The sequence below is a fragment of the Streptomyces sp. NPDC002092 genome (assembly GCF_053593775.1).
Genome location: NZ_JBSFDG010000025.1, coordinates 1 through 24,775 on the forward strand (window position 1 = coordinate 1; position 24,775 = coordinate 24,775).

Genomic DNA, 24,775 nt, shown 5'->3' on the forward strand with positions numbered 1-24,775 from the left:
AGGATCAGACGAAGGCCACCCACATGTCCGGCGAATGCCCAGGTGAGTGACCTCGTTCGGGACACCGTTCGAGGCCAGAAGAAAAAGAACAAGCTCAGCCGCGGGCCCGGTCCAGGTCGGCCTCGTGCTTCCGCAGCCGGCCGCTCACCGAGCCGCTCGCGAGGAGTACCCCGCCGACGGTGGCGAGCGGGGTGGCCAGGACGAGGGCGGCCACGGGCTTTGGCCAGTCGCGGGCGGCGGCGCAGTGCCGCTCGTCCGAGTAGCCGTGGTCACCGGCGTACACGTCCTCCCGGTCGGCGAAGGCCGGGGCGGTGCAGTCCGTAGTGTCGCCGTTCGGGTAGTGCAGCTCGTACGGCGTCAGCAGCTGCCAGGCGGCGTAGCCCCACAGGAGGGCAGCCAGGGCGAACAGGCCGACGCCCCAGCCCCTGAGCCGCTCCGTGCCGGCGCGGAATCGGTCTTCGACGACTGCCGGATGCATGGCCTCTCCCCGTTTCGGCGCACTGTCGGGTGCCATTTTTCCCACCCGCTACCCTGACCCCGTCACCGGGGCGGTCGAGCGCCTCGTCACCGGAAGTTCACGATGGGGGTTCGCACCACCATGATCAGGTATCTGCCGTTCCTGCTGGTCCTGGCGCTGTGGATCTATGCCTTCATCGACTGTCTCAACACCCCTGAGGAGCAGGTGTGCGCGCTGCCCAAGGTGGTCTGGGTGATCATCATCCTGCTGTTCGGGGAGGTGCTGGTCGGGCCGATCGCCTGGCTGGTCGCGGGCAAGTACCGCGGGCCCGTCCCGGCCGGTGGGTCCACGCCCGCCGAGTGGCACCGCAACCACCGCGCCCAGTTCGTCGCGCCCGACGACAATCCCGAGTTCCTGAAGTCCCTCAAGGAGGACAACAAGAAGGACGAGGCCCTGCTCAAGGACTGGGAGGCCGATCTGCGCCGCCGCGAGGAGGAGCTGCGGCGGCGAGAGCGCGGCGAGGACCCCAAGGCGGACTGATGGAGCTGCGGCTGCTCGTCACCTTCGAGAAGGTCGCGACCGTGCTGAGCTTCACACAGGCCGCGGCCGAGCTGAAGTACGCGCAGTCCAGCGTGACCAGCCAGGTGCGGGCCCTGGAGTCCTCCCTCGGCACGGAGCTGTTCGACCGGCTCGGCAGCAGGATCCGGCTCACGGAGGCGGGTGAGCGGCTGCTCCCCTACGCCCGGCAGATCATCGAACTCACCGAGGAGGCGCGGGCCGCGGTCGCCGGTACCGAGGAGCCCGCCGGTTCGCTGGTGGTCGGGACGATGGAGTCGCTGACCTCGTACCGGCTGCCGCCGCTGCTGGAGTTCTTCCACCACCGCTACCCCCGGGTGCGGCTCTCCCTGCGCACCACCATCGGCGACGAGACCCGGCAGGCGCTGCGACACGGCACGTACGATCTCGGCTTCCTGATGGAGGAGGCGACCGAGCACCCGGGGCTGGAGAGCGTGGTGCTGTGCGAGGAGCCGCTCGCGCTGGTCGCCGCGCCCCGACACGCCCTCGCCGACCGGGAGTTCGCCGTCGCCGATCTCGTACGGCAGTCCCTCCTCGCCACAGAGCCGGGCTGCGCCTACCGGGACTTGTTCGAGCGGGAACTCAAGTCCGCAGGTGAGCCGGTCGACTTCATGGAGTTCGGGACGATCGAGGCCACCAAACGCGCGGCGGCGGCCGGCCTCGGGGTCTCGTTGCTGCCCGAGGTGACGGTCGCCGCCGAACTCGCCGAGGGGTCTCTCGTACGGCTGCCGTGGCAGCCGCCGTTCACGCTTCGGACGCAACTGGCGTGGCGGGCCGGGAAGCGGCTTCCGGCGCACGTACGGCTGTTTCTGGAGCAGGCGCGGAAGATCGTGTCCGAAGAGGCCGGGCAAGCGTGACCTTCAGGCTGGCCAGCACGATCAGCGGAACGCCCAGCGCCTGGACGAGGCCGATGTGGTGGCCGTACACCGCCCAGTCCATGACCATCGCGACCGCCGGGTAGACGAAGGCGAGGACGGCGATCTTCGAGGTCGGCAGCTTGGCGTAGGCGGCGTACATGAGGACGTACATCACGCCGGTGTGGATGAGGCCGAGGCCGACCAGCCAGCCCCAGTCCCAGCCGGTGCCGGCCATCGCGCCGAAGTCGGCGAAGGGGAGCAGCAGCGGGATCCCGACGACGACCTGGACCAGGGCGATGAGGTGCGGGCGGACGCCGGTGATGCGCTTGGTGACCAGGGTGGACAGGCCGTAGAGCAGCGCGGCGAGGAGGGCCTGGCCGACGCCCTTCAGGTAGGTGCCGCCGCTGGTGAAGTCGGACGGTGTCACACCCGAGACCAGGATCAGGCCCGCGAAGGCCAGCGCGATCCAGCCGACCTTGGCGGCCGTGAGGCGCTCGCGGAAGAGGAGGGCGCCGAGCAGGACCACGTAGAACGGCTGGGTGTGGTAGACGACCGTGGCGACCGAGATCGAGGTGTTCCGGTACGACTCGAAGAGGAACACCCAGTTGAAGACGATGAACACGCCGCCCAGGACGGCGAGTCCGAAGGTGCGCGGGGTGAAGCCGTGGTCGCGGAGCCAGCCGCGGGCGAGGACGTAGGAGCCGAGCGCGAGGGCTCCGAAGACGACCCGGAAGAAGACGACGTTGAAAGGCGAGGTGCCCGACTCGACGACGAAGACGCCGAGGGTGCCGGACAGCACCATCGCGCTCATCAGCTGGGCGATGCCCCTGCTCTCTGCGGACTTGCTCTGCGTGGTCATGTCCTGGACGCTACGAGCGGGCGGCGGTGCGGGTCCACGCGCCAGTGGGGCGTCCTGCCGATGGGGTCATCGGCGGCGCCGATGCCTACAGGTTGTACGCCGCGGGGCCCACCGAAGCGGACAGTGCGCCCCTGTGCCCGGACCGGCCGGAACCGGACACTTACCTCGCATGACGACTGCTCCCGCCGACTCCTCCAACGCCCTCGCCCCCGCATACGGTGACAAGGTCATCGCCGTCGAGACGGCGGGCTCCGAGCCCATCCCCGACGCCGAACGCCATGGCTCTCCACTGCAGTTGCTGTGGACCTGGGCGTCGCCGAACATCGAGTTCGCGACCGTCTTCATCGGTGTGATCTCGGTGCTGTTCTTCGGTCTGAGCTTCTGGCAGGCCACGGCCGCCATCGTGCTCGGCACCGCGCTCGGCGCGGTCACGCAGGGCGTGCTGTCCCTGGACGGGCCCCGGTTCGGCGTGCCGCAGATGGTGATCGGCCGCTTCTCCTTCGGCCGCCTGGGCAACATCCTGCCGGCCGCGGCCAACGGTCTGGTGGCGGGCGTGGGCTGGTTCGCGGTGAACAGCGTGAGCGCGGCCTTCGCCCTGAACACGCTGACGGGACTGCGCCCGCTGCCCTCGCTCCTGCTGGTGGTCGTGGCCGAGATCCTGATCGGGTTCATCGGCCACAACTTCGTCCACACCTTCGAGAGGTACGCCTTCCCGGCCCTCGCGGTGATCTTCCTGCTGGCGGGCGTGTGGACGTTCAAGGACGCGGACCTCGGCGGGGGCGGCACCGGCGGCGGCATCGGCGGCTTCCTCCTCGCCTTCAGCGCGGCCTGGGGCTATGCGGCCGGCTGGAACCCGTACGCCACGGACTACTCCCGCTATCTGCCGCGCACCGCGAACCGGTTCAGAACGGTCCTCTACCCTGCGGTGGGCCTGTTCGTGTCGGTCGCCCTCGTGGCGATCACCGGGGCGGCCTCGGCGACCATCGCGGCTCCCAAGGACGCCACCCCGACGGCGGCCTTCACCGGTCATCTCCCCGGCTGGCTGGGCGACCTGGTGCTCCTCGCCATCATCCTCGGCGGCATCTCCGCGAACGCCCTCAACATCTACTCGGGCGCGATCTCCATCGCCTCCTTCGGCCTGCAGCTGCCCACCTGGCTGAGCCGCAGCGTGCTGGTCGTGGTGTCGGGTGTCGCCGGTACGGCGGCCGCGTGGGCGTCACTGTCCGACGCGGGGTCGGCGTACGAGGCGTTCCTGCTGGTCATCGCGTACTGGGTGGCACCGTGGCTCGGGGTCGTCCTGGTGGAGCGGTGGCTGCAGGGCCGCACGGCCACGGACGAGGAGCTGGCCGCCCGCCTGAGCGACCGCTCCTTCACCAACCGGCCCGGCCTTGCGGCCCTGTTGATCGGTGTCGCGGTGTCGGTGCCGCTCTTCTCCAACCAGGAGGACTACGTCGGTTACGTGCCGAAGCACTGGCCGTCCTTCGGCGACATCACTCCGGTGGTCGGGTTCGTGGTCAGCGCGGGGCTGTACGCGGTGCTGCGGCGGGCGAAGGCTCAGCTGCCGTCCACCGGTTCCGCCTGATCCGCGTGCTCGACCCTGATGTACCGGCTGTTGTGCCCGCCGTAGGCCTTCTTGAGGATCGGTTCCGCCTTGTCGGGGTCGTCGACCCCGATGAGGACGAAGCCCCGTTCGTCCGCGGCGACTTCGCGCATCTCGAAGGTGCCGTCCCAGCGGTGCATGTCGTCGCAGATCCGGTCGGAGAGGGCGTGCAGCGTCCTTCCACTGACGTCGGTGTCGTGCAGCCGCACGGTCACGCCCCGCACGGCCGCCCCGCAGATCGCGTCGTCCAAGGCGGCTGAGGGCATGCGCCAGACGTCGACCGACCGGTGCTCCTCGTCGACGGAGAGGCCCGTGTAGACGTCGGGGTACCTCTTGCGGGCCAGTTCGTCGACGTGCACGACCAGACGCGTCAGCGGGGTCCCGTCGTCGCGGTCGGGAAGGCTGTCGACGGGGCGGGTGCCGGAACAAGTCCGGTCCGCGACCGCCGAATTGATCCGGTCGGGGGCGGCTCTGAGGCCTCCGTCGGTGTGTCCTGCCCCCATGGCCTGGACGTACAGGCCCGTGGCCACCACCAGCGCGACGCACGCTCCGGCCGATGCGACCCAGGTGCGGTTGCTGCCCATGTCCCCCTCCGTCCCCCTGCGTTGGCGTCAGCACTGTGACGCGGGAGGGGGCGCAGAGGTTCAGACCGTCGGTTCGTCCCGCAGGACGAGGTCCAGCAGACCCGGGAAGCGGGCCTCGAACTCCGCCCGTCGAAGGCGGTTGACCCGCCGGGGCCCCTCGTCGCGCTGCTCGACCAGGCCAGCGCCCCGCAGCACCGTGAAGTGATGGCTGAGCGCCGCCTTGCCGACCGGCACGTCGAAGCTGCCGCAGCTGCGCGACCACTCCGCCGAGCCCGCCAGCTCCCTGACGAGGCTGATGCGTACGGGATCGGCGAGCGCGGCGAGGGCGGTCTGCACGGAGACGTCGTCGGGGTGGGTGTGCTCGGGGGCGGCCCGATGACTGGTGCGCTGCGTCACGCGGGTCTCCTTCACACCTGGCCGAGGTTCACGTCTTGCCGACTGTTCGATGAAAATCATACACTCACGACTGTTCGCTTTTCATTGAACAGTCCATGGAACAGTCGTGGACCGAACAGTCATGGGTGGTGCGGCATGCGTGCGGTGGAGTTCCAGGAGTACGGCGGTCCCGAGGTCCTGAAGGTCGTGGAGGCGGAGGTCCCCGAGCCCGGTCCGGGCCAGGTGAGCCTCGACGTGGCGTACACCGGGGTGAACTTCGCCGATCTCAAGGCGCGCGGTGAGGGCTACCGGGTGCCGCAGCTGCCCTTCGTCCCCGGGCTGGAGGCGTCGGGACGCGTCCGCGCGCTCGGCGAGGGGGTCACGGGCCTGTCCGTCGGCCAGGAGGTGACGGCGCTGACGGAGGGCGGCGCCTACGCGGATGTCGTACTGGCGAACGCCACGACCGTCTTCCCGGTCCCGGCAGGCGTCGGTCTGCGCAAGGCGGCGACCCTGCCGGCCGTGCTGCCGACGGCGTACGCGCTCGTCCACGCGGTGGGCCGGCTGCAGCCGGGCGAGACGGTGCTCGTGCAGGGTGCGGCGGGCGGCGTCGGCACGGTGGTCGGGCAGCTGGCGAAGGCGGCCGGGGCGGCGGCCGTGTACGGGGTGGTGTCGGGCGCGGCAAAGGCGGCCTACGCGGGCGAACACGGCTACGACGAGGTGTTCGTCGGCGAGTTCACGGAGGCGGTGCGGGAGGCGACCGGCGGCCGGGGCGTCGACCTCGCGCTCGACCCGGTCGGCGGCGAGACGTTCCGGGGCAGCCTGGCCTCGCTCGCGGCCTTCGGGCGCCTGGTCTCCTTCGGCAACGCGAGCTCGGCGCCGGCGTGGAACGTGGGACAGCCGGAGCTCTACCCCTCCGGGGTGTCGGTGGGCGGCTTCTCGATCCTCACGCTGGCGAAGACGGCCCCCGGCGAGCTGCGCTCCCTCGCCGAGCGGGCCTTCGCGGAGGCGGTGGACGGGACGGTGTCCCTGCCGGTGACCGCCGAGTTCGGGCTGGAGGAGGCGGCGGAGGCGCACCGGCTGATGGGGACGCGGACCAGCACCGGGAAGCTGCTGCTGCGGGTGAGCGGCTGAGGGCGGCGCGCAGGCTGGACAATGCGCGGCGGATTTTGACACGGTGGGCCGCACCGACCCGTATTCGAACATGCGGTCTATGACTCGTCGACTCCGGACAACCGTGAGGCCCGCCATGTCACTTGCCTTCTACGCCACGCAGAGCACCTTCTCCGATCCCGGCGAACTGGCCGACCGGTACGCCACTTACCGCGCGACCCGGCAGGACTCGCCCGTATCTCCCGCGACTTGCTCGTCCACCGCGTGGAGGGCGACCTCTTCGGCCACACCCACCCGGACGACCGCCTGCACAACGACGCCGAGACCCGCTACATCGACGACATCCTGCGGATCCTCGTGGCCCGGAACGACGCCCCGCTGCACATGCGGCGCGAGGTCGGCGACCGTTTCGTCGGGACCTGCCGGGACTTCTCGCTGCTGCACTGCTCGTTCCTGCGGCAGGCGGGCATCCCGGCGCGTATCCGGTCCGGCTTCGCCGACTACTTCGGCTCCGACGGCTTCCACTGCGACCACGTCGTCACCGAGTACTGGGACGAGGAGCGGGGCTGGCTGCTCGCGGACCCCCAGCTCGCCGACCCCGGCATCACCGCCAACTGGAACGTGGACTTCGACCCGATGGACGTCCCGCGCGACCGCTTCCTGGTCGCAGGCAAGGCGTGGCGGGCCGTCCGCGAGGGCGGAGCGGACCCGAGGACGTTCGGCCTGCATCCGTCGGATCAAGGGCCGTTCTGGGGCGAGCGATTCGTGGCCGGCAACATCCGCCTCGACCTCGCCATGCTCAACAAGGCCGAGATGCTGTTGTGGGACGAGTGGGGAACAGACGAAGGCAAACCGGGCACGCCCCTGTCTGAACCAGCCCGCGAGCTCTACGACCGGGCCGCTCTGGTCGCGGGCGACGATGTGCCCTTCGACGCGGCTCAGAAGTTGTTCACGGAGGACGACAACTTGCGGACCCCGAAAACGGTGCTCTGCTCAGCCCCCTACAACGGACCCAGCCAGATCACCCTGCGTTAGGAACGCGCCCCGACAGGGGCGCGGGGAACGGCGCGACCAGCCCCGACGGCGCTGCAGCCGAACGACGACCTACGAGGGCACCCCGCGCGGAGCGCCCCCGCACGACCCGATACGCACACACCGCCGCCAGCAACTCCCCCAACAGATCCGGATCGTCGATCTCAAGCCCCAGCAGGGACTCGATCCGTTCCAGCCGCTGGTAGAGCGACTGGCGGCCGATGTGCAACAGGGCCGCGGTCCGGGTCGGGGAGCAGCCGTGCCGCAGATGGACCTCCAGGGTGCGGACCAGGTCGCTGGGGTGGGCCGCCTCCCAGGCCAGCAGCGGGCCCAGGGCGTGCTGGACCAGCCGGTCGAGGCGGTCGCGGTTGGTGTCGATGCCGCCTCGGGTCAGCTCCCGTTCCAGGGCGAGCGCGCGGGCGGAGGTGACCAACGGGCCCTCGGGGGCGGGCGGTTCGGCCGCCGGCACGGTCAGGGCCAGCTCCAGCGTCGTACGGGCCGCCCGCAGCGTGTCGCTCCAGCGCAGCCAGCCGCTGCCGGCGTCGACGGCGTGCCCGACGGCGACGGTGAGGCCCGCGTCGGCCGCCGTGCGGAAGGCCTCCTGGACGGCACGGACCGGGTCACCGGAGCCGAGGACTTCGCCGGCTCGCAGGCCGGCACCGGAACGGGAGGCGGGTGCGGAGCGGGCCACGGCCCCCTGGCGAGAAGCGGATCTGGAGCGGACCGCCGGGCGTACGCCGATGCGTGGGGCAGCGGCGCCCCCACCGGGCAAGGCGATCAGTGCCAGCACATCCCCGGGGAACGCGGCCCGCAGCACCCCCGCCCCGCCCAGCAGCCGTACCGCCCGGTCCACGGCACCCACCTCGCGCGTGCCGTGCACCGACACCCCGATGAGCCGGGCGCCCGGCCCCGGGTGGAACCCGGCGAGCGCGGACCGTGCCTCGACCTCCGGCTGGTTGAGGGCCGCGCGGTCGGCCAGGTCGGCGAGCAGGGCGGCCGTGTGGTCGCCACCCCAGGGGCGCACCACCGACCGCCCGGACAGCCCCCGGGCCACGATCGCGCGGTTCGCCGCCTCCGTGATGCGCACGAAGGGCACGACCCGGTGCAGGGCCAGCAGGGGCAGGCCCAGGCGGCGGGCCTCGTCGACGACCTCGGGGGGCATCTGCGGCAGTGAGCGGCCCACCTCCACGGCCAGCCCGGCGGCACCCCGCGCGGCCAGCTCGCGGACGTACCGGCGGCGCACCTCCTCGTCGGCGTCCGTCAGGCCGAAACCGTTCGTGAGCAGCAGCTCTCCGCCGTCGAGGAAGTTGGCGCCCTCGTACACCTCGCTGGAGTGCACCCAGCGGACCGGACGGTCCAGGGCGCCCTCGCCGGCGAGGAGGGCGGGCTCGGAGGCGCGGACGGGATCGAGGTCCAGGACTTCGCGGAGGGTGAGTGCGGCCACGGGCACCTCCAGGGACGGCGCCTGGACAGTTCGTCCGGCGGCGGGATGCCGGGAGAGTACTTTCCGCACGTTGCCCTCGTGTTTCGGCCACAGCAGAGTGAGGACATGGACCTTGAGGACCCCATGGACCAGGCGACGGCACGGGCCTGGCTCGCCACCGCGGTCGCGGAGGCGCGCGCCGGGCTCGCGGAGGGCGGCATCCCGATCGGCGCCGCGCTCTACGGCGCCGACGGCACCCTGCTCGGCCGCGGCCACAACCGGCGCGTCCAGGACGACGACCCCTCGATGCACGCGGAGACGGCCGCTTTCCGCAATGCGGGACGGCAGCGCTCGTATCGCGGTACGACGATGGTCACGACCCTCTCGCCGTGCTGGTACTGCTCCGGCCTGGTCCGCCAGTTCGGCATCTCCCGGGTGGTGGTCGGCGAGGCGGCCACCTTCCACGGCGGGCACGACTGGCTGGCGGAGCACGGCGTGCGGATCGTGCTGCTCGACGACGCCGAGTGCATCGGGATGATGCGCGACTTCATCAAGAACCATCCGGCACTGTGGAATGAGGACATCGGTGAGTAACGCCCCTGCCCCGCGTATTCCGACCATCGATCTGCGGCCGTGGCTCGACGGCGACGAGGACGCCCGTGCCGGCATCGCCCGCACCGTCGACGAGGCCCTGCAGACAGCCGGGTTCCTGCTGGTCACCGGGCACGGTGTGGATCCGGCGCTGCGGTCCGCGATCCGGGAGGCGGCTCGGGCGTTCTTCCGGCTGCCCGCCGGCGTCAAGCAGCCGTATGCGGCGAAGGTCGGGGGGCGCGGCTGGCTCGGGCCCGGCGCCGAGGCCAACGGCTATGCGGAGGGTACCGAGACCCCGCCGGACCTGAAGGAGTCGCTGACGTTCGCGACGCACGAGCCCTTCGAGGACCCGGTCGTCAACGCGGAGTGGTACGCGCCCAACGTGTGGCCGCAGGAGGTGCCGGAGCTGCGGGCGCTGTGCGAGGAGTACCTGGAGCGGATGGGCGAGCTGGAGAAGCAGCTGCTGTCCCTGCTCGGCGAGGCGCTGGGCCTCGAACCGGACTTCTTCACCCGGCACATGGACCATCCGACGTACGGCTTCAACATCAACTGGTATCCGGGCACGGAGGTCGTCGGGGAGCCGCAGCCGGGTCAGTTCCGCATCGGGCCGCACACCGACTTCGGGACGGTCACGATCCTCGACCGGCAGGCGGGCAAGGGCGGGCTGCAGGTGTACACAGACCCCGCGGGAGGAGGCGTCGGCTGGGAGGACGCGCCGTTCGACCCGGAGGCCTTCACCATCAACATCGGGGACCTGATGGCCCGTTGGACCGGTGACAGGTGGCGGTCGGGGCGGCACCGGGTGCTGCCGCCGCCCGCGGACGCGCCCGCGGAGGAGCTGATGTCGCTCGTGTACTTCGGCGAGTGCACACCGGGGACACTGGTGGAGTCCGTACCGGCGCCGGTGGGGCGGGTGGCGTACGAGCCGGTCGACTCGCACCGCTATCTGCGGGAGAAGCTGGACTCGATCACGGTCGGCTGACCAGCTTCTCGAAGCGGGCCCGCCAGGCGGGCTCCGCCGCCTCGGCTCCCCGGTACTCGTGGGTGAAGCGGAGGGCCGTGCCCTGCTCGCCGTCCCGCTCCAGGTGGAATCGGATCCGGTCGCCGTCGTCCAGCGTGTACTCGGCGACCCGGTCCACGTCCCAGGCGGTGACCCGGCCGCTGCCCAGGTCACGCAGGGTGACCGCGCCGCCGAGCCTGGGTTCGAGGACGTCTGCGGGGGTGAACCACCGGGCGAGGCCCTCGGGGGTGGCCACCGCCGGCCAGACGTCCTCCATGCGCCGTGGGACCCGCACCAGGAAGTGCAGCATGTGCGTGTTCCCATGGCTCTGACTGGTGCCCTGTGCGATGGAACCGCTCATGACACCAGTGTCGGCCCTGCGCGGCTCAGACGCCCGCGTACGAGTGCTTGCCGCTGACGAAGATGTTGACGCCGTAGTAGTTGAACAGCCAGCAGCCGAAGGCGATCAGTGCCAGGTAGGCGGCCTTGCGGCCCTTCCAGCCGGCGGTGGCACGGGCGTGCAGGTAGCAGGCGTAGGCGACCCAGGTGATGAACGCCCAGGTCTCCTTGGGGTCCCAGCCCCAGTAGCGGCCCCAGGCCGACTCGGCCCAGATCGCGCCCGCGATGATCGTGAACGTCCACAGCGGGAAGACGGCCGCGTTGATGCGGTACGAGAACTTGTCCAGCGAGGACGAGGAGGGCAGGCGCTCCAGGAACGAGGTGGCGAAGCGGCCGGGTGTGCCGCCGTTCTCCAGCTTCGTCTCGTACGAGTCCTTGAACAGGTACAGCAGCGTGCCGACGGCGCCCACGTAGAAGACCGCGCCGCACAGGATGGCGGTGGAGACGTGGATGTACAGCCAGTACGAGTGGAGGGCCGGAACCAACTGGTCACTGGCGGTGTACAAGACAGTGACGGCGATGCCGAGGTCGAGGAGGACCGTGGTGATCAGGAACAGGCCGAGCCAGCGGACGTTCTTCTTCAGCGCGAGCAGCGCGAGGTACACGGTGACGGCCACCGCGGAGAACGTGATGTTGAACTCGTACATGTTGCCCCACGGCGCCCGCTCCACCGAGGCCGCGCGGGCGATCACGCCGGCGAGGTGGACGAGGTACGCGAGCACGGTGAGCGAGATGGCGATACGCCCGTAGAGATCGCCCTGCTCGTCCCCGCCGTGCGCCCCGGGCCCGTCCGGCACGTCACGTGCGCCGGCCGAGGCCCGTACGACGACCTTGGGCCGCTCCAGTACGGCGGTGCCGCCCGCCTTGTTCACGGTGACGGCGGGGGCCTTGCTCCCCTTCGCCTCCGTGGTGAGCGCGGCGGCCGTGCGGGCGACCTTGCTGCGGCTGCCGAAGAGCCATTCGGCGATGTACGCGAAGAAGGCCAGGGTGTAGACGGCCATCGCGGAGTAGATCAGGGTGTTGCTGATGTTCGCGAGGTGTTCGTTGGTGGCCGTGGCCAACTCGGTTCCGGCGGCGAGAGTCACTGGGTCTCAGCCCCTTCGGCAGGTACGACGTCGGTGTCGGGGGTGGTGGTGTCGTCTTGGTCCGGTGAGCCGGCGTCGGGTTCGGCGTCGGAGTCGTCGGAGTGCTCGTCGGGCTCGGGCGCACCCGGCGCCCGGTCGTACAGGATCCCGGCGAGGTCGCCGAGTTCCTCGGGGACCTTGGCGGACTCGCTGCGGCCGAGGCCGGCCATCTCGACGACGGTCGTACCGTCGGCGCCCTTGACGGCCCGGACCCAGACGCGGCGGCGCTGGATGAACAGGGAGGCGGCGAGGCCGAAGATCGCGGTGAGGGAACCGCCGAGCGCCCAGGAGGTGCCGGGCTGCTGGACGACCTGGAAGTTGGCCCACTCCTTGGTGGACTCGTAGGTGATCGAGCCTGCGCCGTTCGGGAGCTGCATGGTCTGGCCGGGCTTCAGGTTGTCCCTGAGCTGGGCGCCCTTGGAGTCCTTGAACTCCTTCACATGCGCCTTGTCGAGCTGGTAGACGCTCTGCGGGATACCGGAGTCGACGCCGAGGTCGCCGTGGTACGGCGTCAGGTTCAGCACCGGGTTGCGCAGCGCGGGGAAGGTGGAGGCCGTCTCGCTGCCGGGGGTGTAGGTCGGCAGCAGGAAGGCCGAGATGCCCAGCTGTTCGCTGACGCCCTTGGCGTTCTTGTAGCCGTCGAGGACCTTGACCACACCGGTGGAGGTGACGTTGGAGTCGAGCGGGAGGAGCGGTACGGCGTCGCGGTAGACGATGTTGCCCTTGCCGTCGCGGACGGTGATGACGGGGGCGTAGCCGTGGGCGGTGAGGTAGACCTTGGCGTCGCCGATCTCCAGCGGCTCGTTGACCTTGACGAGGTCCTTCTTGTCCTTGCCGTAGGCGCCCTGGCTGTAGGTGAGGGCGGCCTGGTAGGTGCGCGGGGTGCCCTTGTTGGGGCCGCTGGCCTCGTAGGTGCCGGTGAACTTGTCCAGGCGGAAGCTGAACGGCACCAGGTCGTCGGTGGTGAAGAGGTTGCCGGACTTGAAGTCGTCGTACTGGGTGGTGGTGTTGGAGAAGCCGTCACCCTCGACGATCAGCTTGTTGCCCTCGGACTTGAAGAGCTGGCCCCAGGCGAAGGCGATCAGCATCACGATCAGCGCGATGTGGAAGGCGAGGTTGCCGACCTCCCGCAGATAGCCCTTCTCTGCGGCTACGGCGTCACCGGCGAGGTGGGCGCGGAAGCGGCGCTTCTTGAGGAGGGCGAGGGCTGCTTCGCGTACCTGCTCGGGTTCGGTCTCGGTGCGCCAGGTGGTGTAGGCGGGCAGCCGGGTCAGGCGCTTGGGGGCACCTGGCGGGCGGCCGCGGAGCTGGCCGATGAACTGCCAGGTGCGCGGGATGATGCAGCCGATGAGGGAGACGAACAGCAGGATGTAGATCGCGGAGAACCACACCGAGCTGTAGACGTGGAAGAGGCCGAGCTTGTCGTAGACCGGCGCCAGGAAGGTGTGGGATTTGCGGAAGTCGGCGACCTTGGTCTCGTCGATGCCGGACTGCGGGATCAGCGAGCCGGGGATCGCGCCGAGGGAGAGGAGCAGGAGGAGCAGCAGCGCGACCCGCATGGAGGTGAGCTGCCGCCAGAACCAGCGGGCCCAGCCGATGACGCCCAGGCCGGGCAGGTTCGCCAGTTCCTCCCTGGGGGCGGTGGAGAGCTGGGAGCCGGCGGCGCCGAGGTCCGGGTCCTCGGCCCGCTCGAGGGGCGTACCGGTGGCGGTGGTCTTGCTCATCGATCAGATCCCCACATTGAAGCCGGCGGACCAGGACTGCATGTCCTGCACGATGCGGTCCCAGGCGCCGGTGAGCAGCAGCAGACCGGTCACGATCATCATCGTGCCGCCGATCCGCATCACCCAGACATAGTGGCGCTTGACCCAGCCGAAGACGCCGAGGGCCTTGCGGAAGGCGACAGCGGCGAGCACGAACGGTACGCCGAGACCGAGGCAGTAGGCGACCGTCAGTATGGCGCCCCGGCCCGCGCTGGACTGCTGGGCGGACAGGGTCAGCACGGAGCCGAGGGTGGGCCCGATGCAGGGGGTCCAGCCGATGCCGAACAGAGCGCCGAGCAGCGGGGCGCCGACGAGCCCTGCCACCGGCCTCTTGTGGAACCGGAACTCCCGCTGGGTCATCCAGGGCATCAGGCCCATGAAGAAGACGCCCATGAGGATCATGAGCACGCCCAGCACCTTCGTGAGGACGCCCTTGTGCTCCTGGAGGGTGTACCCGAAGGAACCGAACAGGGCCCCGCCGGAGACGAACACGGCGGTGAAGCCGAGTACGAAGAGGGAGGCCCCGGCGACCATCCGCCCGCGCCGGGCCTCGGCCAGGTCGGTGCCGGCGACCCCGGTGACGTACGACAGATAGCCGGGGACGAGCGGCAGGACGCACGGGGAGAAGAAGGAGACGAGTCCGCCGAGGATCGCGATGGGCAGGGCGAGCAGCAGGGCGCCGTTGAGCACCGTGTCGTTGACGTCCGCCGCAGCGAGCGTAGTGACTGAGGTCACGTCACTTCTCCGCGAGGACCGGGGCGATCATCTTGCGCAGTTTGTCCTCGCTGAGCGCGGCGAGCGAGCGGGCGGCGATTTTGCCCTCCCGGTCGAGGACGAGCGTGGAGGGGACCGCCTGCGGGTTGAGCGTGCCCCTCTTGAAGCGGAGCATCAGCTTGCCCGTGGGGTCGTAGAGGCTCTGGTAGGTGATGCCCTGCTGCTTCTCGAAGGCGACCGCGTTCTGGGTGCTGGTGTCGCGGGTGTTGATCCCGACGAACTGGACGCCCTTGGTCTTGAGGTCCTGGTAGACCTTCTCGAAGTTGGGCGCCTCGGCACGGCAGGGGGCACACCAGGAACCCCACACGTTCAGGACGACGACCTTGCCCTTGAAGGAGGCGACGTCGAGCTGTCCCCCGTTGACGGTCTTGCCGGAGAGGTCGGGCGCCGCGGCCCGCTCCCCCTTCTTCGCGGTGGAGATGCCGTCCTTGCCCATGACGAAGTTGGTGTCACCGCCCCCGCCGGAGGTGCCTCCGGAGGAGCAGGCGGACATCAGCAGCGCGGCGACCGCGGCACCGGCGGTGGTCAGGACGGCTCGGCGACGTGCGCGGTTCGGGCGCACGTGGGCGCGGCTGGCGGCACTCATGTGAAAAGTTTCGCATGCCCGTTCCCGGGCTCGTGCGCACCCCCCTTGCGGGGGGAAACCCGCATTTCAGGCAGCCTGTCCCTTGGGGGAGGACGAGGAGGAGGGGGTTTCCTTGAGGAACGTCTTCCAGCCGCCCACCGGCTGCTGACCGACGCCGAGGGTGCGGAGCTTGGCGAGGACCTCCGGCTTCTGTACGTCGATCCAGTCGGTGAACTGCCGGAAGGAGACGAGGCGGACGTCGGCGCCCTTCTCCTTCGCCAGCGCGATGTGCTTGAACGCCTGCTCGACGGCGTCCATGTATATGCCGCCGTTCCAGTGCTCGAAGTGGTTGCCTATGAAGAAGGGGGCGCGGTTGGAGAAGTACGCCCGCCTGAAGCCGGCGATGTAGGCCCCGGCCGCCTGCTCGCGCCAGGCCGGGTAGTTGTAGGCCGGCGCCTTGGTCGAGTTCTGCGACTGGTTGAACATCATGTTGTAGTCCATCGACAGGACCTGGAACTTCCTGCCGGGGAACGGGATCGACTGCAGCGGGAAGTCCCACAGCCCGTGCTTCTTCGACGGCCACACCTGCAGGCCGCCGGGCGAGGAGGCGTCGTAGCGCCAGCCCAGCTCGCGGGCGGTGGGCAGCAGGTTCTCCTGGTTGAGCAGACAGGGCGTCCGGCCGCCGACGAGCTCCTTGTCGTAGTCGAAGGGCAGGGCCGGCAGGTCGGTGAGGCCGGTGTTGGTCTTCCAGTTCTTCACGAAGGACTTGGCCTGGTCGATCTCGCTGCGCCACTGCTGGGGCGTCCACCACTTGACGGACGTGTGGGCCTCGCCACAGAAGTGACCGTTGAAGTGCGTGCCTATCTCGTGGCCTTCGAGCCAGGCGCGGCGGACGTTGGTCAGCGTCGCCTTGACGTGCTCGTCGTTGAGGTAGCCGATGTCGGAGGCGCCGACCCTGTTGTTCGGCGGGTTGTACAGCCGCTTCTTCGACTCGGGCAGCAGATACAGCCCGGAGAGGAAGAAGGTCATGGACGCCTGGTGCTGCTTGGCGAGGTCGAGGAAGCGCGGGAAGAGCCCGTTGCCGACCTCGCCGGCGCCGTCCCAGGAGAAGACCACGAACTGCGGCGGGGCCTGCCCCGGCTGCAACGGCTCGGGCTTGGCCGGCTGGTAGGGCTGCTTGCCCGTGTAGGAGGTCGAGCCGTCTCCGATGGGGCGGGCGGAGGGCGAAGGCTTGCCGGATCCGCCGCCGTTGGAACCCGAACCGTGGGTCGGCCCATCTGACTGCGTGAGGGTGCCGCAGCCGGAGAGTCCGACGGCGGCCGCGGCGCCCGCGCCGAGCCCGAGCATTCCCCTTCGAGTGAGAGCACTCATTCCAACCCCGATCGTCATGTCCTGTGGTGGTCACCCATTCAGAGGACATGACGAAGGGAGTGGTTCCTGACGATCACGTTGATCTGGCCACAATTGTCACGAACGTGTCATGGGATCCCAAAGGGGATTTCTCATCTCCCAATGGGGGCCCATGACTTGCCCAAAGGGAGCCTCAGGCGCCGAAGGCCTTGCTCTTCCCCTTCACCGGCTTGGCGCCCGCGAGGAGATGGGCCGGGACGAGTTCGCGGGCCGGCTCGCTGTAGCCGACGGACACGAGCTTGTCGCCCTGGTAGGTGAAGGACGTCAGCGAGGCGAGCGTGCACTGCCGCTTGCGCGGGTCGTGCCACAGCCGCCGCTTCTCGACGTACGACCGCACGATCCAGATCGGCAGCTGGTGACTGACGAGGACGGCCTCGTGCCCCCGCGCCCGGTCCTTGGCGGAGTCCAGCGTTTGCATCATCCGGACGACGATGTCGACGTAGGGCTCGCCCCAGGACGGCTTGAACGGGTTGACGAGGTGCTTCCAGTTGCCCGGCTTGCGCAGCGCGCCGTCCCCGACCCCGAAGGTCTTGCCCTGGAAGACGTTGTCGGCCTCGATGAGCCGCTCGTCCGTGGCCAGGTCGAGCCCGTGCGACTTGGCGATCGGGGTGGCCGTCTCCTGGGCCCGCTCCAGCGGGGAGGCACAGACGTAGGTGATGTCGCGGGGCGCGAGGTGCTCGGCGACCCGCTCGGCCATCTGCCGGCCCAGCTCGGAGAGGCGGTAGCCGGGCAGCCGCCCGTACAGGACCCCGTCCGGGTTGGCGACCTCGCCGTGCCGCATGACGTGGACGACGGTGATGTCGCCGTTGGTGTTCTCACTCACGCGGTTGCCTCCGCCGCCGCTCGGGCCGCCGCCGGGAGGGCGTCGGCGATGCGCTGTACGGCCTGTTCGTCGTGGGCCGTGGACACGAACCAGGACTCGAAGGACGAGGGCGGGAGGTAGACGCCCTGCGCCAGCATCGAGTGGAAGAAGGCGGTGAAGCGGAAGGACTCCTGCTTCTTGGCGTCCTCGTAGTCGCGGACCTCCCGGTCCGTGAAGAAGACGGAGAACATGTTGGAGGCGCTCTGCAGCCGGTGCGCGACGCCTTCCTTGCTCAGGGCCTCGGTCACGAGCCCCTGAATGGTCTGCGACACGGAGTCGACCTTGTCGTAGGCGGCGTCGTCGAGCAGGCGCAGCTGGGCGAGGCCGGCCGCGGTGGCGACCGGGTTCCCGGAGAGGGTGCCGGCCTGGTAGACGGGCCCGGCGGGCGCGAGATGCGCCATCACGTCGGCCCGCCCGCCGAAGGCGGCGGCGGGGAACCCGCCGCCCATGACCTTCCCGAAGGTCATGAGGTCGGGCACGACCCCGTCGATCCCGAACCACCCGGCGCGACTGGTCCGAAAACCTGTCATGACCTCATCCGAGATAAAGAGGGCGCCGTTCTTGGAGCAGGCGTCCTTCAATCCCTGGTTGAAGCCGGGCCGCGGCGGCACGACACCCATGTTCCCGGGCGAGGCCTCGGTGATCACGCAGGCGATCTCACCGGGGTGCCGGTGGAAGGCCTCGTGCACGGCCTCGAGGTCGTTGTACGGCAGCACGATGGTGTCGCCGGCCTGGGCGCCCGTGACGCCGGGCGTGTCGGGGAGGGCGAAGGTGGCGACCCCCGACCCGGCGGCGGCGAGCAGCGAGTCGACGTGACCGTGGTAACACCCGGCGAACTTGATCACCTTGGTGCGCCGGGTGAACCCGCGGGCGAGCCGGATGGCGCTCATGGTGGCCTCGGTCCCGCTGGACACCAGCCGCACCTGGTCCACGGGCTCGACCCGCGCGACGATCTCCTCCGCGAGCGCGACCTCGCCCTCACCGGGCGTACCGAAAGACGTACCGCGCGAGACGGCGTCCTGAACGGCGGCGATGACCTCCGGGTGGGAGTGCCCGAGGATCATGGGCCCCCAGGAACACACCAGGTCGACGTAGTCCCGCCCGTCCGCATCCGTCAGATACGGACCGGTGCCGGACACCATGAACCGGGGCGTACCGCCCACGGCACGAAATGCACGCACCGGGGAGTTCACCCCACCGGGAGTGACGGCCGCGGCCCGGTCGAACAGTGCCTGCGAGGCAGGCGCTTCATATGAATAAGGCAGTGAATCAGGCAGTTCGCTCATGACCTGCGACTTCTCCGACCTTCTCCGACTTCTCGGGCTCCGGTTGCAAGGGACCTCCTCAGGGTAGGCCAGGGTGCACGGAGGGCAGCGGGCGCTGCTGCTGACCGGAGGGACAGCCGCCGCCCTGGACGATCTGCGAAACTGGGACCTGGAAACTGGGACCTGGAACACACAGCTCATACGGCCTGGCGTACGTATAGGTGTACGGAGGGATGTACGACCGGGTGCGCGGCCAGGTGTACGACGAGGTGTACGGAGGCTTGTTCAGAGGCTGCGAAGATCCTGCGGACAGGTGTTTCAACGCACGTTTCGGCGGGCGGCCGCGGGGGAGGTCACTGACACGATGATCGGGTTGCGCGGCGGGGGCCACGCGTCCTAGAAAAGCAGTCGGGTGGAGATATGCATCGCGGTGGCGGACTGGGCGAGGGGACTGATGACCTGGGTCCTCGACGTGCCCATCGAGGAAGGCACCGACGCGAGGCGGAGGAAGCGACCGAGACACGTCGGGGACAGGGTGCACCGAGCGAGCCCGAGCAGATCGACCGGCGGATCGACCGCCGGGGCGACGCGCTCCGGGCGGGGAGCAGGAATGGTGGTCGGGTGGGGGTGACGTACAAGTACTTCGGCGCGCCGGACGGCGCGACCGCGGCCCGTGTCCCGATCTCGATGCGCCCCGAGGAACTCGGCGGCGACGAGCTCGGCATGAACGGCATGTTCACCAAGATCAAGCCGGAGACGATGGCGGCGATGGTGCTGACGGGCATCGAAGGCGTCCCCCTCCACAAGGTCCCGCCCCTGGAACTGGTCGTCCTGCACCCCGACTACGCGGTGGTCAAGCTCCCGATGACGGTCGTCGACCCGCTGCGGGGCATAGGCGAGGAAGCGGTGGGCGCGGCGGCCTTCATCTGGTCGACGGTGCCGGACCGCGGGGGCCCGCGGGATGCGTTCAACGTGTACCAACTGCTGCACGAGTGGCAGGACTTCAGCCATCGGTTGCATGAGGCGGGGCATCAGCCGTACTGCCTGGTGTGGCCCTGATCGGCTCTGAGCTGGGGCTTCTTGCGGTTTCTTGCGGGTTGGGCGGGGTCTTCGGGCCTCGCCCTTTTTGGTTCCCGGGAGGGGCCGTCAGGCGGCCAGGGCACATTGAGGGCACATTGGTTTTACTGGGGGTGCTGATGTGCCCTGGGCGGCAGGCGGGTCGCCGCCGTCTTCCGCCTCGGCTTCCGTTTCCGTGAAGGCGTCGTCTATCGCCTTGCGGGTGCGGGTCTCGCTGGACGGCAGCAGGTGCGTGTACGTCCGCAGCGTGAAACCGGGGTCCGAGTGGCCGAGGTACTCCGAGAGCGCCTTGATGCTCTCCCCCGCGTCCAGGAGCACGGAGGCGTACACGTGCCGGAGGGCGTGCATGCCGTCTTCCGGAGCCGCTTGGAGGTAGCGCGCTCCGCGCTCGCGGGGAGGGATCACGCCGGCGGCGGCCAGGGCGCGCTTCCAGTCGCCCATGTTGAAGACGCTGCGGTTGTAGGCCCGCCCCTTCTTGTCGACGAAGAGGAGGCGGAAGGTCTTCGGCTCGCCGTCCGGCTTGGTCCACGGCAGGGTGACCTCGACCGGCGGGAACTCCTTCATGTGGGCCTTGAGGGCGGCGGCGAGCTGAGCCGACAGCGGCACTGACCGGATCCTGTTGCCCTTGGGCAGGGCGAAGACGGGCTTCGTACCGACCAGCCGCACCTGGCGGTTGACGTGGATCCAGCCGCCCTTGAAGTCGATGTCCTCGACGGCGAAGCCGAACAACTCGCCCTGCCGCAGACCGCAGCCGAAGGCGAGCTTGCCGCCGGCCTGGAAGCGCTTCGGCAGTCCGGTGATGACCCCGCGGACGCGCTCCAGTGGCCAAGGGATGATCTTCTTCTTGGTCGCGGTCGGGAGCTTGACCGACTTCGCCTTGCACGGGTTCTTCGGCAGCAGCCCGTCCTCCACGGCAGCGCCGAGGATGCTGGAGAGGATGTCGAAGATGCCCTCGATCGTCGACACCTCCAGGCCGCCGTCCTGGAGTGTGCGGATCCAACCCTGGATGACCGAGGGCTGGTTGAGGGATCGCAGCTCGCGTCGGCCGAGGTGCTCGGTGATGTGGTTGCGGACCGTCGCCTCATAGCGGAGCGCAGTCGTCGGGCCGACGGAGTTCGCGTCGAGCCACTTCTGCGCGTAGGCGACGAGCGTCTGCTTCGTCTCAGCGGGGACGACGTAGGAGCCCTGCCGGATCTCGACGTCGACCTCGGCGGCGCGGTTGTCCGCCTCGGCCTTCGTGTGGAAGTTCTCCTTGCGCTGGCGGTCGTCCAGGTCGCGGTAACGGACCTGCCAACGCTTACCGATGCCGTGGTCGGCAGTCGGGACCATCCGCTTCGTACGGCTCTTGTGCTCGCCGCACTCGACCTCGGTGGGCTTGGGGTGGGACTTGTGCCAGCGGTCGTACACGTCAGCCAAGAAGGGCCTCCTGGGTGGGGATGAGGAAGTGGGAGGTGGCGTGCGGCACCGGGGAGTGCGTCGGCCACGGGAGCAGCAAGGCTGCGGGAGGGGCGCCGAGCGCGGTGGCGATCGTGACGAGGTCGTCTACGTCGCAGCGGCGGCGGGCGCGTTCGGTGCGGCTGAGGGCGGTGTTGGCCATCGGACGGCCCAGCTGGGTGCAGCGGGCGGCGAGCTGGTGCTGGGTCAGGCCGCGCACGAGACGTAGGTGCTCGATGGCGCGGGCGGCGTGGAGGCCGGCGGGGCCTATTTCGACAGGTCGGTTGGGCATGACAGATAGCTGTAACTTGCAGCCGGCCGCCATGGCAAGAGTTAGCTCTTAAACTCTCCAATAGTCGCTCGGGGGCGAAGTGGCGTTCGTCTCGTCGAATTCCGGTACCTCGCGAGGCGTTTCGGCCGAGGCATCGTGTTACCTTCCCTCGCCGTTTTCGATATGGGTGATTTGAGCATATATCAGCCATGATGCCCGGCGGGTCAGTCACGTCATCCCTGACCGCCATGTGTCACCTCTGAGCTGCAGAGGTACCGGATTCCGGCACCTCGGCGGGTTGCTTCGCCGCTAGAAAATTTCGGGCCCGGCGGGAGCGATTTCGGCAACCGGGGATCCACCCTTACTGTTTCCCTCTCCCCGGCCACACCGAAAGAAGTAGTGAGGAGTTTCAGAACCAACTCTGGACTTTTCTCCGGGTGGTGTGGCTGTGTTGTCCAGCCCATTGTTCAAGACCGAAAAGGAGCCCTGTGCCGAAGACCCCTCCCCGCAGCACCAACGCCCCTGCCACCGCTGCGGCTGCCCAGCGTGGCCCGCTTGCCACCCCTGCGGAGGTCGCCGCCTATCTCGGAGTGCCGGTGAAGACGCTCTACCAGTGGAAGTACCGGGGCATCGGCCCCAGCGTCCACAAGGTCGGCCGTCACCTGCGCTACCGCTGGCCGGAGGTGGACGCGTGGCTGGACGCCCAGACGTCGTACGACCTCACGGCCTGATCCCGCATCTGACGCGGACAACGAAGCGGCCCCCGGCGCGCCAACGCCGAGGGCCGAAGACTCCCCTGCCGATCGCCCATCCCTGAACGAACGAGCTGGTGAGGGGCGGGACCTTGCCCGTCCTGCCCCTCACCGGAGAGGAACGCCTATGGAGGACTCTACGTCCCCCAGCACCACGAACACCTCCCCCACCGTCTGGCCGACTCCCGCGGTCCCCGGCGAGGGCATCCCCTGGCGCCGCAGCGATCAGCAGGACACGCAGTCCCCCGCGTCGGGGACCGCCGAACACCCAGCAGAAGCGGAAGCAGACGGGGACCGTCCCCAGACGTCTGCCGATGCTGCAGTTGGGGACCGTCCCCGCGACGTGCCCGGCACTCGGTCCCCGCACGTCCCGGTCCCCGAATCGACATCCGGTGCAAACCCGCAGGCCAGCGGCGGGAAATCGGGGACCGGTCCCCAAGAGGCGGTAGTTGCACCAGGGGACCGCAGTGGGGACGGTGAGCACGGTCCCCGCCAGTCGGTGGGGACCGACACCCTCGTGGCGGGAACCGCCCAGCAGGAGGGGACCGGTCCCGTCGACGCACGGGGACCGGATCAGGAGGCCGGTCCCCGACCTCCTCGGGGACCGGCAGCCCCCTCGGAACAGGGTTCCGGTGAGGGTGCGGAACTGCTGGATGAGCTGCGGGCGGCGATCGGCAAGTACGTCGTGCTGCCCAGTGACGAGGCGCTGACCGCGGTCACCCTGTGGGTGGCGGCCACGCACATCCAGAGCGTTCTGCAGCACGCGCCGCGCCTGGCGGTCGTCGGCCCGACGAAGGGCTGCGGCAAGTCCCGGGTGCTGGACGTGCTCCACGAGACCGTGCACCAGCCGATCATGACGGTGAACATGTCCACGGCCGTGCTCTTCCGTGTCATCGGCAAGAACCCGCGCACGATCCTGGTGGACGAGGCCGACACCATCTTCAGCAAGGCGGGCGAGAACGAGGAACTGCGCGGCCTGCTGAACGCCGGACACCAGCGCAACCGGCCCGCCTGGCGCATCTCCGGTCCGGAGCACAAGCCGACCCCGTATCCGACCTTCGCCATGGCCGCACTGGCCTCGATCGGCGACCTGCCCGACACGATCACGGACCGGGCGGTCGTGCTCCGCATGCAAAAGCGCAAGCCCGGCGAGAAGGTGACCCCGTTCCGCTCGCGCTACGCCACACCGGAACTGAACGCGCTGCGGGACAAGCTGGCCGCCTGGCTGGGACCGCTGCGCGGCACGGCTGGCCGCATGGCGCCGACCATGCCGGTGGAGGACCGGGCGGCGGACACCTGGGAACCGCTGGTCATCATCGCCGACCTGGCCGGCGGCCACTGGCCCGCCCGTGCCCGTGCGGCCTGTGTCGCGATGACCCGCTACGAGGCCGTCCAGGACGAGCAGACCAACCTGAAGACAAGGCTGCTGCGCGACATCCACCGCATCTTCCAGGCACACGGCAACCCCGAAGCCATGTCCTCCCTGGATCTGGTCACCACCCTGCTCCAGGACGCCGACGCCCCCTGGGCGGAACACGGCACCAAGGGACTCAACGCCCACCACCTGGGCAACATGCTGAGGGACTTCGGCATCAGCCCGGCCAACTACCGCTTCGACAAGGGCAGGCAGGCCAAGGGGTACGCCCGGAACCGGTTCCTCGACAGCTGGGCCCGGCACTGCCCCGACCTCACCGAGACGGCGCCCACCCCCGCGCACGACGCCACACCTGCGCACCGGGCCCAGGGCAAGCCGCCCGCCGCCCCGGCGGGCCAGCTGCCCGTCGGCCCGCCCGGCGGCCCCACCGGCCCCACGCCCGCCCGCTGACCCGCCTCCCTCAGGGTCCGTATCAATGCGTCGCATCCGTCCCCGCGCAGGTCAGCGCGGGGACGGATGTCCTCGCCGGGACGGACTTCTCCGTACCTGCCCGAGTGTCCGTACCTGTGCTGACCAGGCATGGGACGGATGCGACGCACGTGACACACCTGCCGCCCCGTAACAACGGAGTACTCCGATGCGCGACCTGCACCCCGAACACCGCATGCCCCAGGAACAGATGGCCACTACCCCCGTCACACGCGCAGCAAGTTGTCGGGTAAGGAGTCCTTACCCGGCTCCCGCCCTGGAGGGGGCGGAGGCATCCGGCGCAGGGGCACCGGAGTCGGTCGGCCCGGGGGAGCCGACCGTGAGTGGGGGCAGCGAGTCGTCGTCGAATGTGCCACAGCAGTTTGCGCCGCGTCGCCGTCTGCGTGACAAACAGCTGCGCGAGCACCGCGTCCACCCCCGTTACAACGACGACGAGTTCGCCCTCGTCCAGAAGGCCGCCGCCCTGAGCCGCATGCAGCCCGGCGGCTACGTCGCCGAGTGCGCGCTCGCCGCCGCCCGCGCCGACGACCCCACCGCCACCGTCGCCGACTACCGCGCCATGGTGCAGACGCTGATGGCCGCCAACCGGCAGCTCGGCGGCATCGGCAACAACCTCAACCAGCTCACCTGGCACCTCAACAAGGACGGCGCCTGGCCCCACCCCGACACCGTCCAACGGCTCCTGGAGCGTGTCGAGGCGTCCATCGCCGAGGTGGACACCGCGGTCGCCCAGATCACCGAGGGGCGGTGA

At 69.7% G+C, this 24,775-nt stretch carries 25 protein-coding genes and 1 pseudogene; 11 read left to right on the top strand and 15 right to left on the bottom strand.

Features of this window, described 5'->3' with window-relative positions:
* Positions 1 to 94: 94 nt before the first annotated feature.
* Positions 95 to 478 (bottom strand): hypothetical protein, encoded by a 384-nt coding sequence (locus ACWCRD_RS39455; protein WP_450970504.1) that lies wholly within the window; start codon positions 476 to 478, stop codon positions 95 to 97.
* A gap of 120 nt (positions 479 to 598) precedes the next feature.
* On the opposite strand from ACWCRD_RS39455, the gene ACWCRD_RS39460 reads away from it, so the two are divergent.
* The gene (locus ACWCRD_RS39460; protein ID WP_450970574.1) at positions 599 to 997 is read left to right on the top strand and encodes a PLD nuclease N-terminal domain-containing protein; all 399 of its coding nucleotides are present in this window, start codon (positions 599 to 601) and stop codon (positions 995 to 997) included.
* Positions 997 to 1,890, top strand: a complete 894-nt coding sequence (locus ACWCRD_RS39465; protein WP_450970505.1) for a LysR family transcriptional regulator — start codon at positions 997 to 999, stop codon at positions 1,888 to 1,890. Before ACWCRD_RS39460 ends, ACWCRD_RS39465 begins: the two co-directional genes overlap by 1 nt.
* Here ACWCRD_RS39465 and ACWCRD_RS39470 read toward each other — a convergent pair.
* A complete protein-coding gene (locus ACWCRD_RS39470) occupies positions 1,778 to 2,749 on the bottom strand; it encodes a DMT family transporter (protein ID WP_450970506.1) in 972 nt (323 codons plus the stop codon). The genes ACWCRD_RS39465 and ACWCRD_RS39470 overlap by 113 nt on opposite strands.
* A 169-nt stretch (positions 2,750 to 2,918) precedes the next feature.
* Between ACWCRD_RS39470 and ACWCRD_RS39475 the strand changes: the two genes are divergently transcribed.
* Positions 2,919 to 4,331, top strand: coding sequence for a purine-cytosine permease family protein (locus tag ACWCRD_RS39475; protein ID WP_450970507.1), 1,413 nt, complete (start codon positions 2,919 to 2,921; stop codon positions 4,329 to 4,331).
* Here the strand turns inward: ACWCRD_RS39475 and ACWCRD_RS39480 are convergent.
* Together ACWCRD_RS39480 and ACWCRD_RS39485 are read right to left on the bottom strand one after the other, a co-directional pair.
* Positions 4,304 to 4,933 (bottom strand): hypothetical protein, encoded by a 630-nt coding sequence (locus ACWCRD_RS39480; RefSeq protein WP_450970508.1) that lies wholly within the window; start codon positions 4,931 to 4,933, stop codon positions 4,304 to 4,306. The two genes, ACWCRD_RS39475 and ACWCRD_RS39480, sit on opposite strands and share 28 nt — an antisense overlap.
* A 60-nt stretch (positions 4,934 to 4,993) precedes the next feature.
* The gene (locus tag ACWCRD_RS39485) at positions 4,994 to 5,329 is read right to left on the bottom strand and encodes an ArsR/SmtB family transcription factor (RefSeq protein ID WP_450970509.1); all 336 of its coding nucleotides are present in this window, start codon (positions 5,327 to 5,329) and stop codon (positions 4,994 to 4,996) included.
* Between the two features lie 135 nt (positions 5,330 to 5,464).
* On the opposite strand from ACWCRD_RS39485, the gene ACWCRD_RS39490 reads away from it, so the two are divergent.
* Positions 5,465 to 6,439 (top strand): quinone oxidoreductase family protein, encoded by a 975-nt coding sequence (locus ACWCRD_RS39490; RefSeq protein WP_450970510.1) that lies wholly within the window; start codon positions 5,465 to 5,467, stop codon positions 6,437 to 6,439.
* A 115-nt stretch (positions 6,440 to 6,554) separates the two neighbouring features.
* A pseudogene (locus tag ACWCRD_RS39495) lies at positions 6,555 to 7,453 on the top strand (transglutaminase-like domain-containing protein).
* Here ACWCRD_RS39495 and ACWCRD_RS39500 read toward each other — a convergent pair.
* On the bottom strand, positions 7,440 to 8,894 hold the full coding sequence (locus ACWCRD_RS39500) for a PucR family transcriptional regulator (RefSeq protein WP_450970511.1): 1,455 nt from the start codon (positions 8,892 to 8,894) through the stop codon (positions 7,440 to 7,442). The pseudogene ACWCRD_RS39495 and the gene ACWCRD_RS39500 overlap by 14 nt on opposite strands.
* A gap of 105 nt (positions 8,895 to 8,999) precedes the next feature.
* On the opposite strand from ACWCRD_RS39500, the gene ACWCRD_RS39505 reads away from it, so the two are divergent.
* Positions 9,000 to 9,467: a nucleoside deaminase gene (locus ACWCRD_RS39505; RefSeq protein WP_450970512.1), complete on the top strand. Its 468-nt coding sequence runs from the start codon at positions 9,000 to 9,002 to the stop codon at positions 9,465 to 9,467.
* Positions 9,448 to 10,446 (top strand): isopenicillin N synthase family dioxygenase, encoded by a 999-nt coding sequence (locus tag ACWCRD_RS39510; protein WP_450970513.1) that lies wholly within the window; start codon positions 9,448 to 9,450, stop codon positions 10,444 to 10,446. The genes ACWCRD_RS39505 and ACWCRD_RS39510 overlap by 20 nt, the downstream gene beginning before the upstream one ends.
* Here the strand turns inward: ACWCRD_RS39510 and ACWCRD_RS39515 are convergent.
* The 8 genes from ACWCRD_RS39515 to hemL all read right to left on the bottom strand — a co-directional run bounded on the left by ACWCRD_RS39515 (position 10,433) and on the right by hemL (position 18,647).
* Positions 10,433 to 10,825, bottom strand: a complete 393-nt coding sequence (locus ACWCRD_RS39515; protein ID WP_450970514.1) for an SRPBCC domain-containing protein — start codon at positions 10,823 to 10,825, stop codon at positions 10,433 to 10,435. The two genes, ACWCRD_RS39510 and ACWCRD_RS39515, sit on opposite strands and share 14 nt — an antisense overlap.
* Before the next feature lie 25 nt (positions 10,826 to 10,850).
* Positions 10,851 to 11,948 carry a c-type cytochrome biogenesis protein CcsB gene (ccsB, locus tag ACWCRD_RS39520; RefSeq protein ID WP_344403544.1) on the bottom strand — a complete coding sequence of 366 codons (1,098 nt, stop codon included), beginning with the start codon at positions 11,946 to 11,948 and terminating at the stop codon, positions 10,851 to 10,853.
* Positions 11,945 to 13,711, bottom strand: coding sequence for a cytochrome c biogenesis protein ResB (resB, locus tag ACWCRD_RS39525; protein WP_450970515.1), 1,767 nt, complete (start codon positions 13,709 to 13,711; stop codon positions 11,945 to 11,947). The genes ccsB and resB overlap by 4 nt, the downstream gene beginning before the upstream one ends.
* Before the next feature lie 3 nt (positions 13,712 to 13,714).
* The gene (locus ACWCRD_RS39530) at positions 13,715 to 14,485 is read right to left on the bottom strand and encodes a cytochrome c biogenesis CcdA family protein (protein WP_450970516.1); all 771 of its coding nucleotides are present in this window, start codon (positions 14,483 to 14,485) and stop codon (positions 13,715 to 13,717) included.
* A 1-nt stretch (position 14,486) separates the two neighbouring features.
* Positions 14,487 to 15,110: a TlpA family protein disulfide reductase gene (locus ACWCRD_RS39535; protein ID WP_450970517.1), complete on the bottom strand. Its 624-nt coding sequence runs from the start codon at positions 15,108 to 15,110 to the stop codon at positions 14,487 to 14,489.
* 66 nt (positions 15,111 to 15,176) lie between these two features.
* Positions 15,177 to 16,460, bottom strand: coding sequence for a hypothetical protein (locus ACWCRD_RS39540; RefSeq protein WP_450970518.1), 1,284 nt, complete (start codon positions 16,458 to 16,460; stop codon positions 15,177 to 15,179).
* A 172-nt stretch (positions 16,461 to 16,632) separates the two neighbouring features.
* On the bottom strand, positions 16,633 to 17,280 hold the full coding sequence (locus ACWCRD_RS39545) for a histidine phosphatase family protein (protein WP_450970575.1): 648 nt from the start codon (positions 17,278 to 17,280) through the stop codon (positions 16,633 to 16,635).
* Positions 17,281 to 17,318: 38 nt separating this feature from the next.
* Positions 17,319 to 18,647: a glutamate-1-semialdehyde 2,1-aminomutase gene (gene hemL, locus ACWCRD_RS39550; RefSeq protein ID WP_450970519.1), complete on the bottom strand. Its 1,329-nt coding sequence runs from the start codon at positions 18,645 to 18,647 to the stop codon at positions 17,319 to 17,321.
* A gap of 399 nt (positions 18,648 to 19,046) precedes the next feature.
* Here hemL and ACWCRD_RS39555 point away from each other — a divergent pair, with 399 nt between their 5' ends.
* On the top strand, positions 19,047 to 19,685 hold the full coding sequence (locus ACWCRD_RS39555) for a hypothetical protein (RefSeq protein WP_365833696.1): 639 nt from the start codon (positions 19,047 to 19,049) through the stop codon (positions 19,683 to 19,685).
* A gap of 87 nt (positions 19,686 to 19,772) precedes the next feature.
* Here ACWCRD_RS39555 and ACWCRD_RS39560 read toward each other — a convergent pair whose 3' ends face one another.
* Both ACWCRD_RS39560 and ACWCRD_RS39565 read right to left on the bottom strand, forming a co-directional pair.
* A complete protein-coding gene (locus tag ACWCRD_RS39560) occupies positions 19,773 to 21,110 on the bottom strand; it encodes a tyrosine-type recombinase/integrase (protein WP_450970576.1) in 1,338 nt (445 codons plus the stop codon).
* A 1-nt stretch (position 21,111) separates the two neighbouring features.
* Entirely contained in the window at positions 21,112 to 21,429 is a 318-nt protein-coding gene (locus tag ACWCRD_RS39565) for a helix-turn-helix domain-containing protein (RefSeq protein WP_450970520.1), read from the bottom strand.
* Between the two features lie 467 nt (positions 21,430 to 21,896).
* Between ACWCRD_RS39565 and ACWCRD_RS39570 the strand changes: the two genes are divergently transcribed.
* From ACWCRD_RS39570 to ACWCRD_RS39580, 3 genes are all read left to right on the top strand, one after another.
* Positions 21,897 to 22,139, top strand: coding sequence for a helix-turn-helix transcriptional regulator (locus tag ACWCRD_RS39570; RefSeq protein WP_189783312.1), 243 nt, complete (start codon positions 21,897 to 21,899; stop codon positions 22,137 to 22,139).
* Between the two features lie 679 nt (positions 22,140 to 22,818).
* Entirely contained in the window at positions 22,819 to 23,985 is a 1,167-nt protein-coding gene (locus ACWCRD_RS39575) for a DUF3631 domain-containing protein (RefSeq protein ID WP_450970577.1), read from the top strand.
* A 358-nt stretch (positions 23,986 to 24,343) separates the two neighbouring features.
* Positions 24,344 to 24,775 (top strand): MobC family plasmid mobilization relaxosome protein, encoded by a 432-nt coding sequence (locus tag ACWCRD_RS39580; protein ID WP_450970521.1) that lies wholly within the window; start codon positions 24,344 to 24,346, stop codon positions 24,773 to 24,775.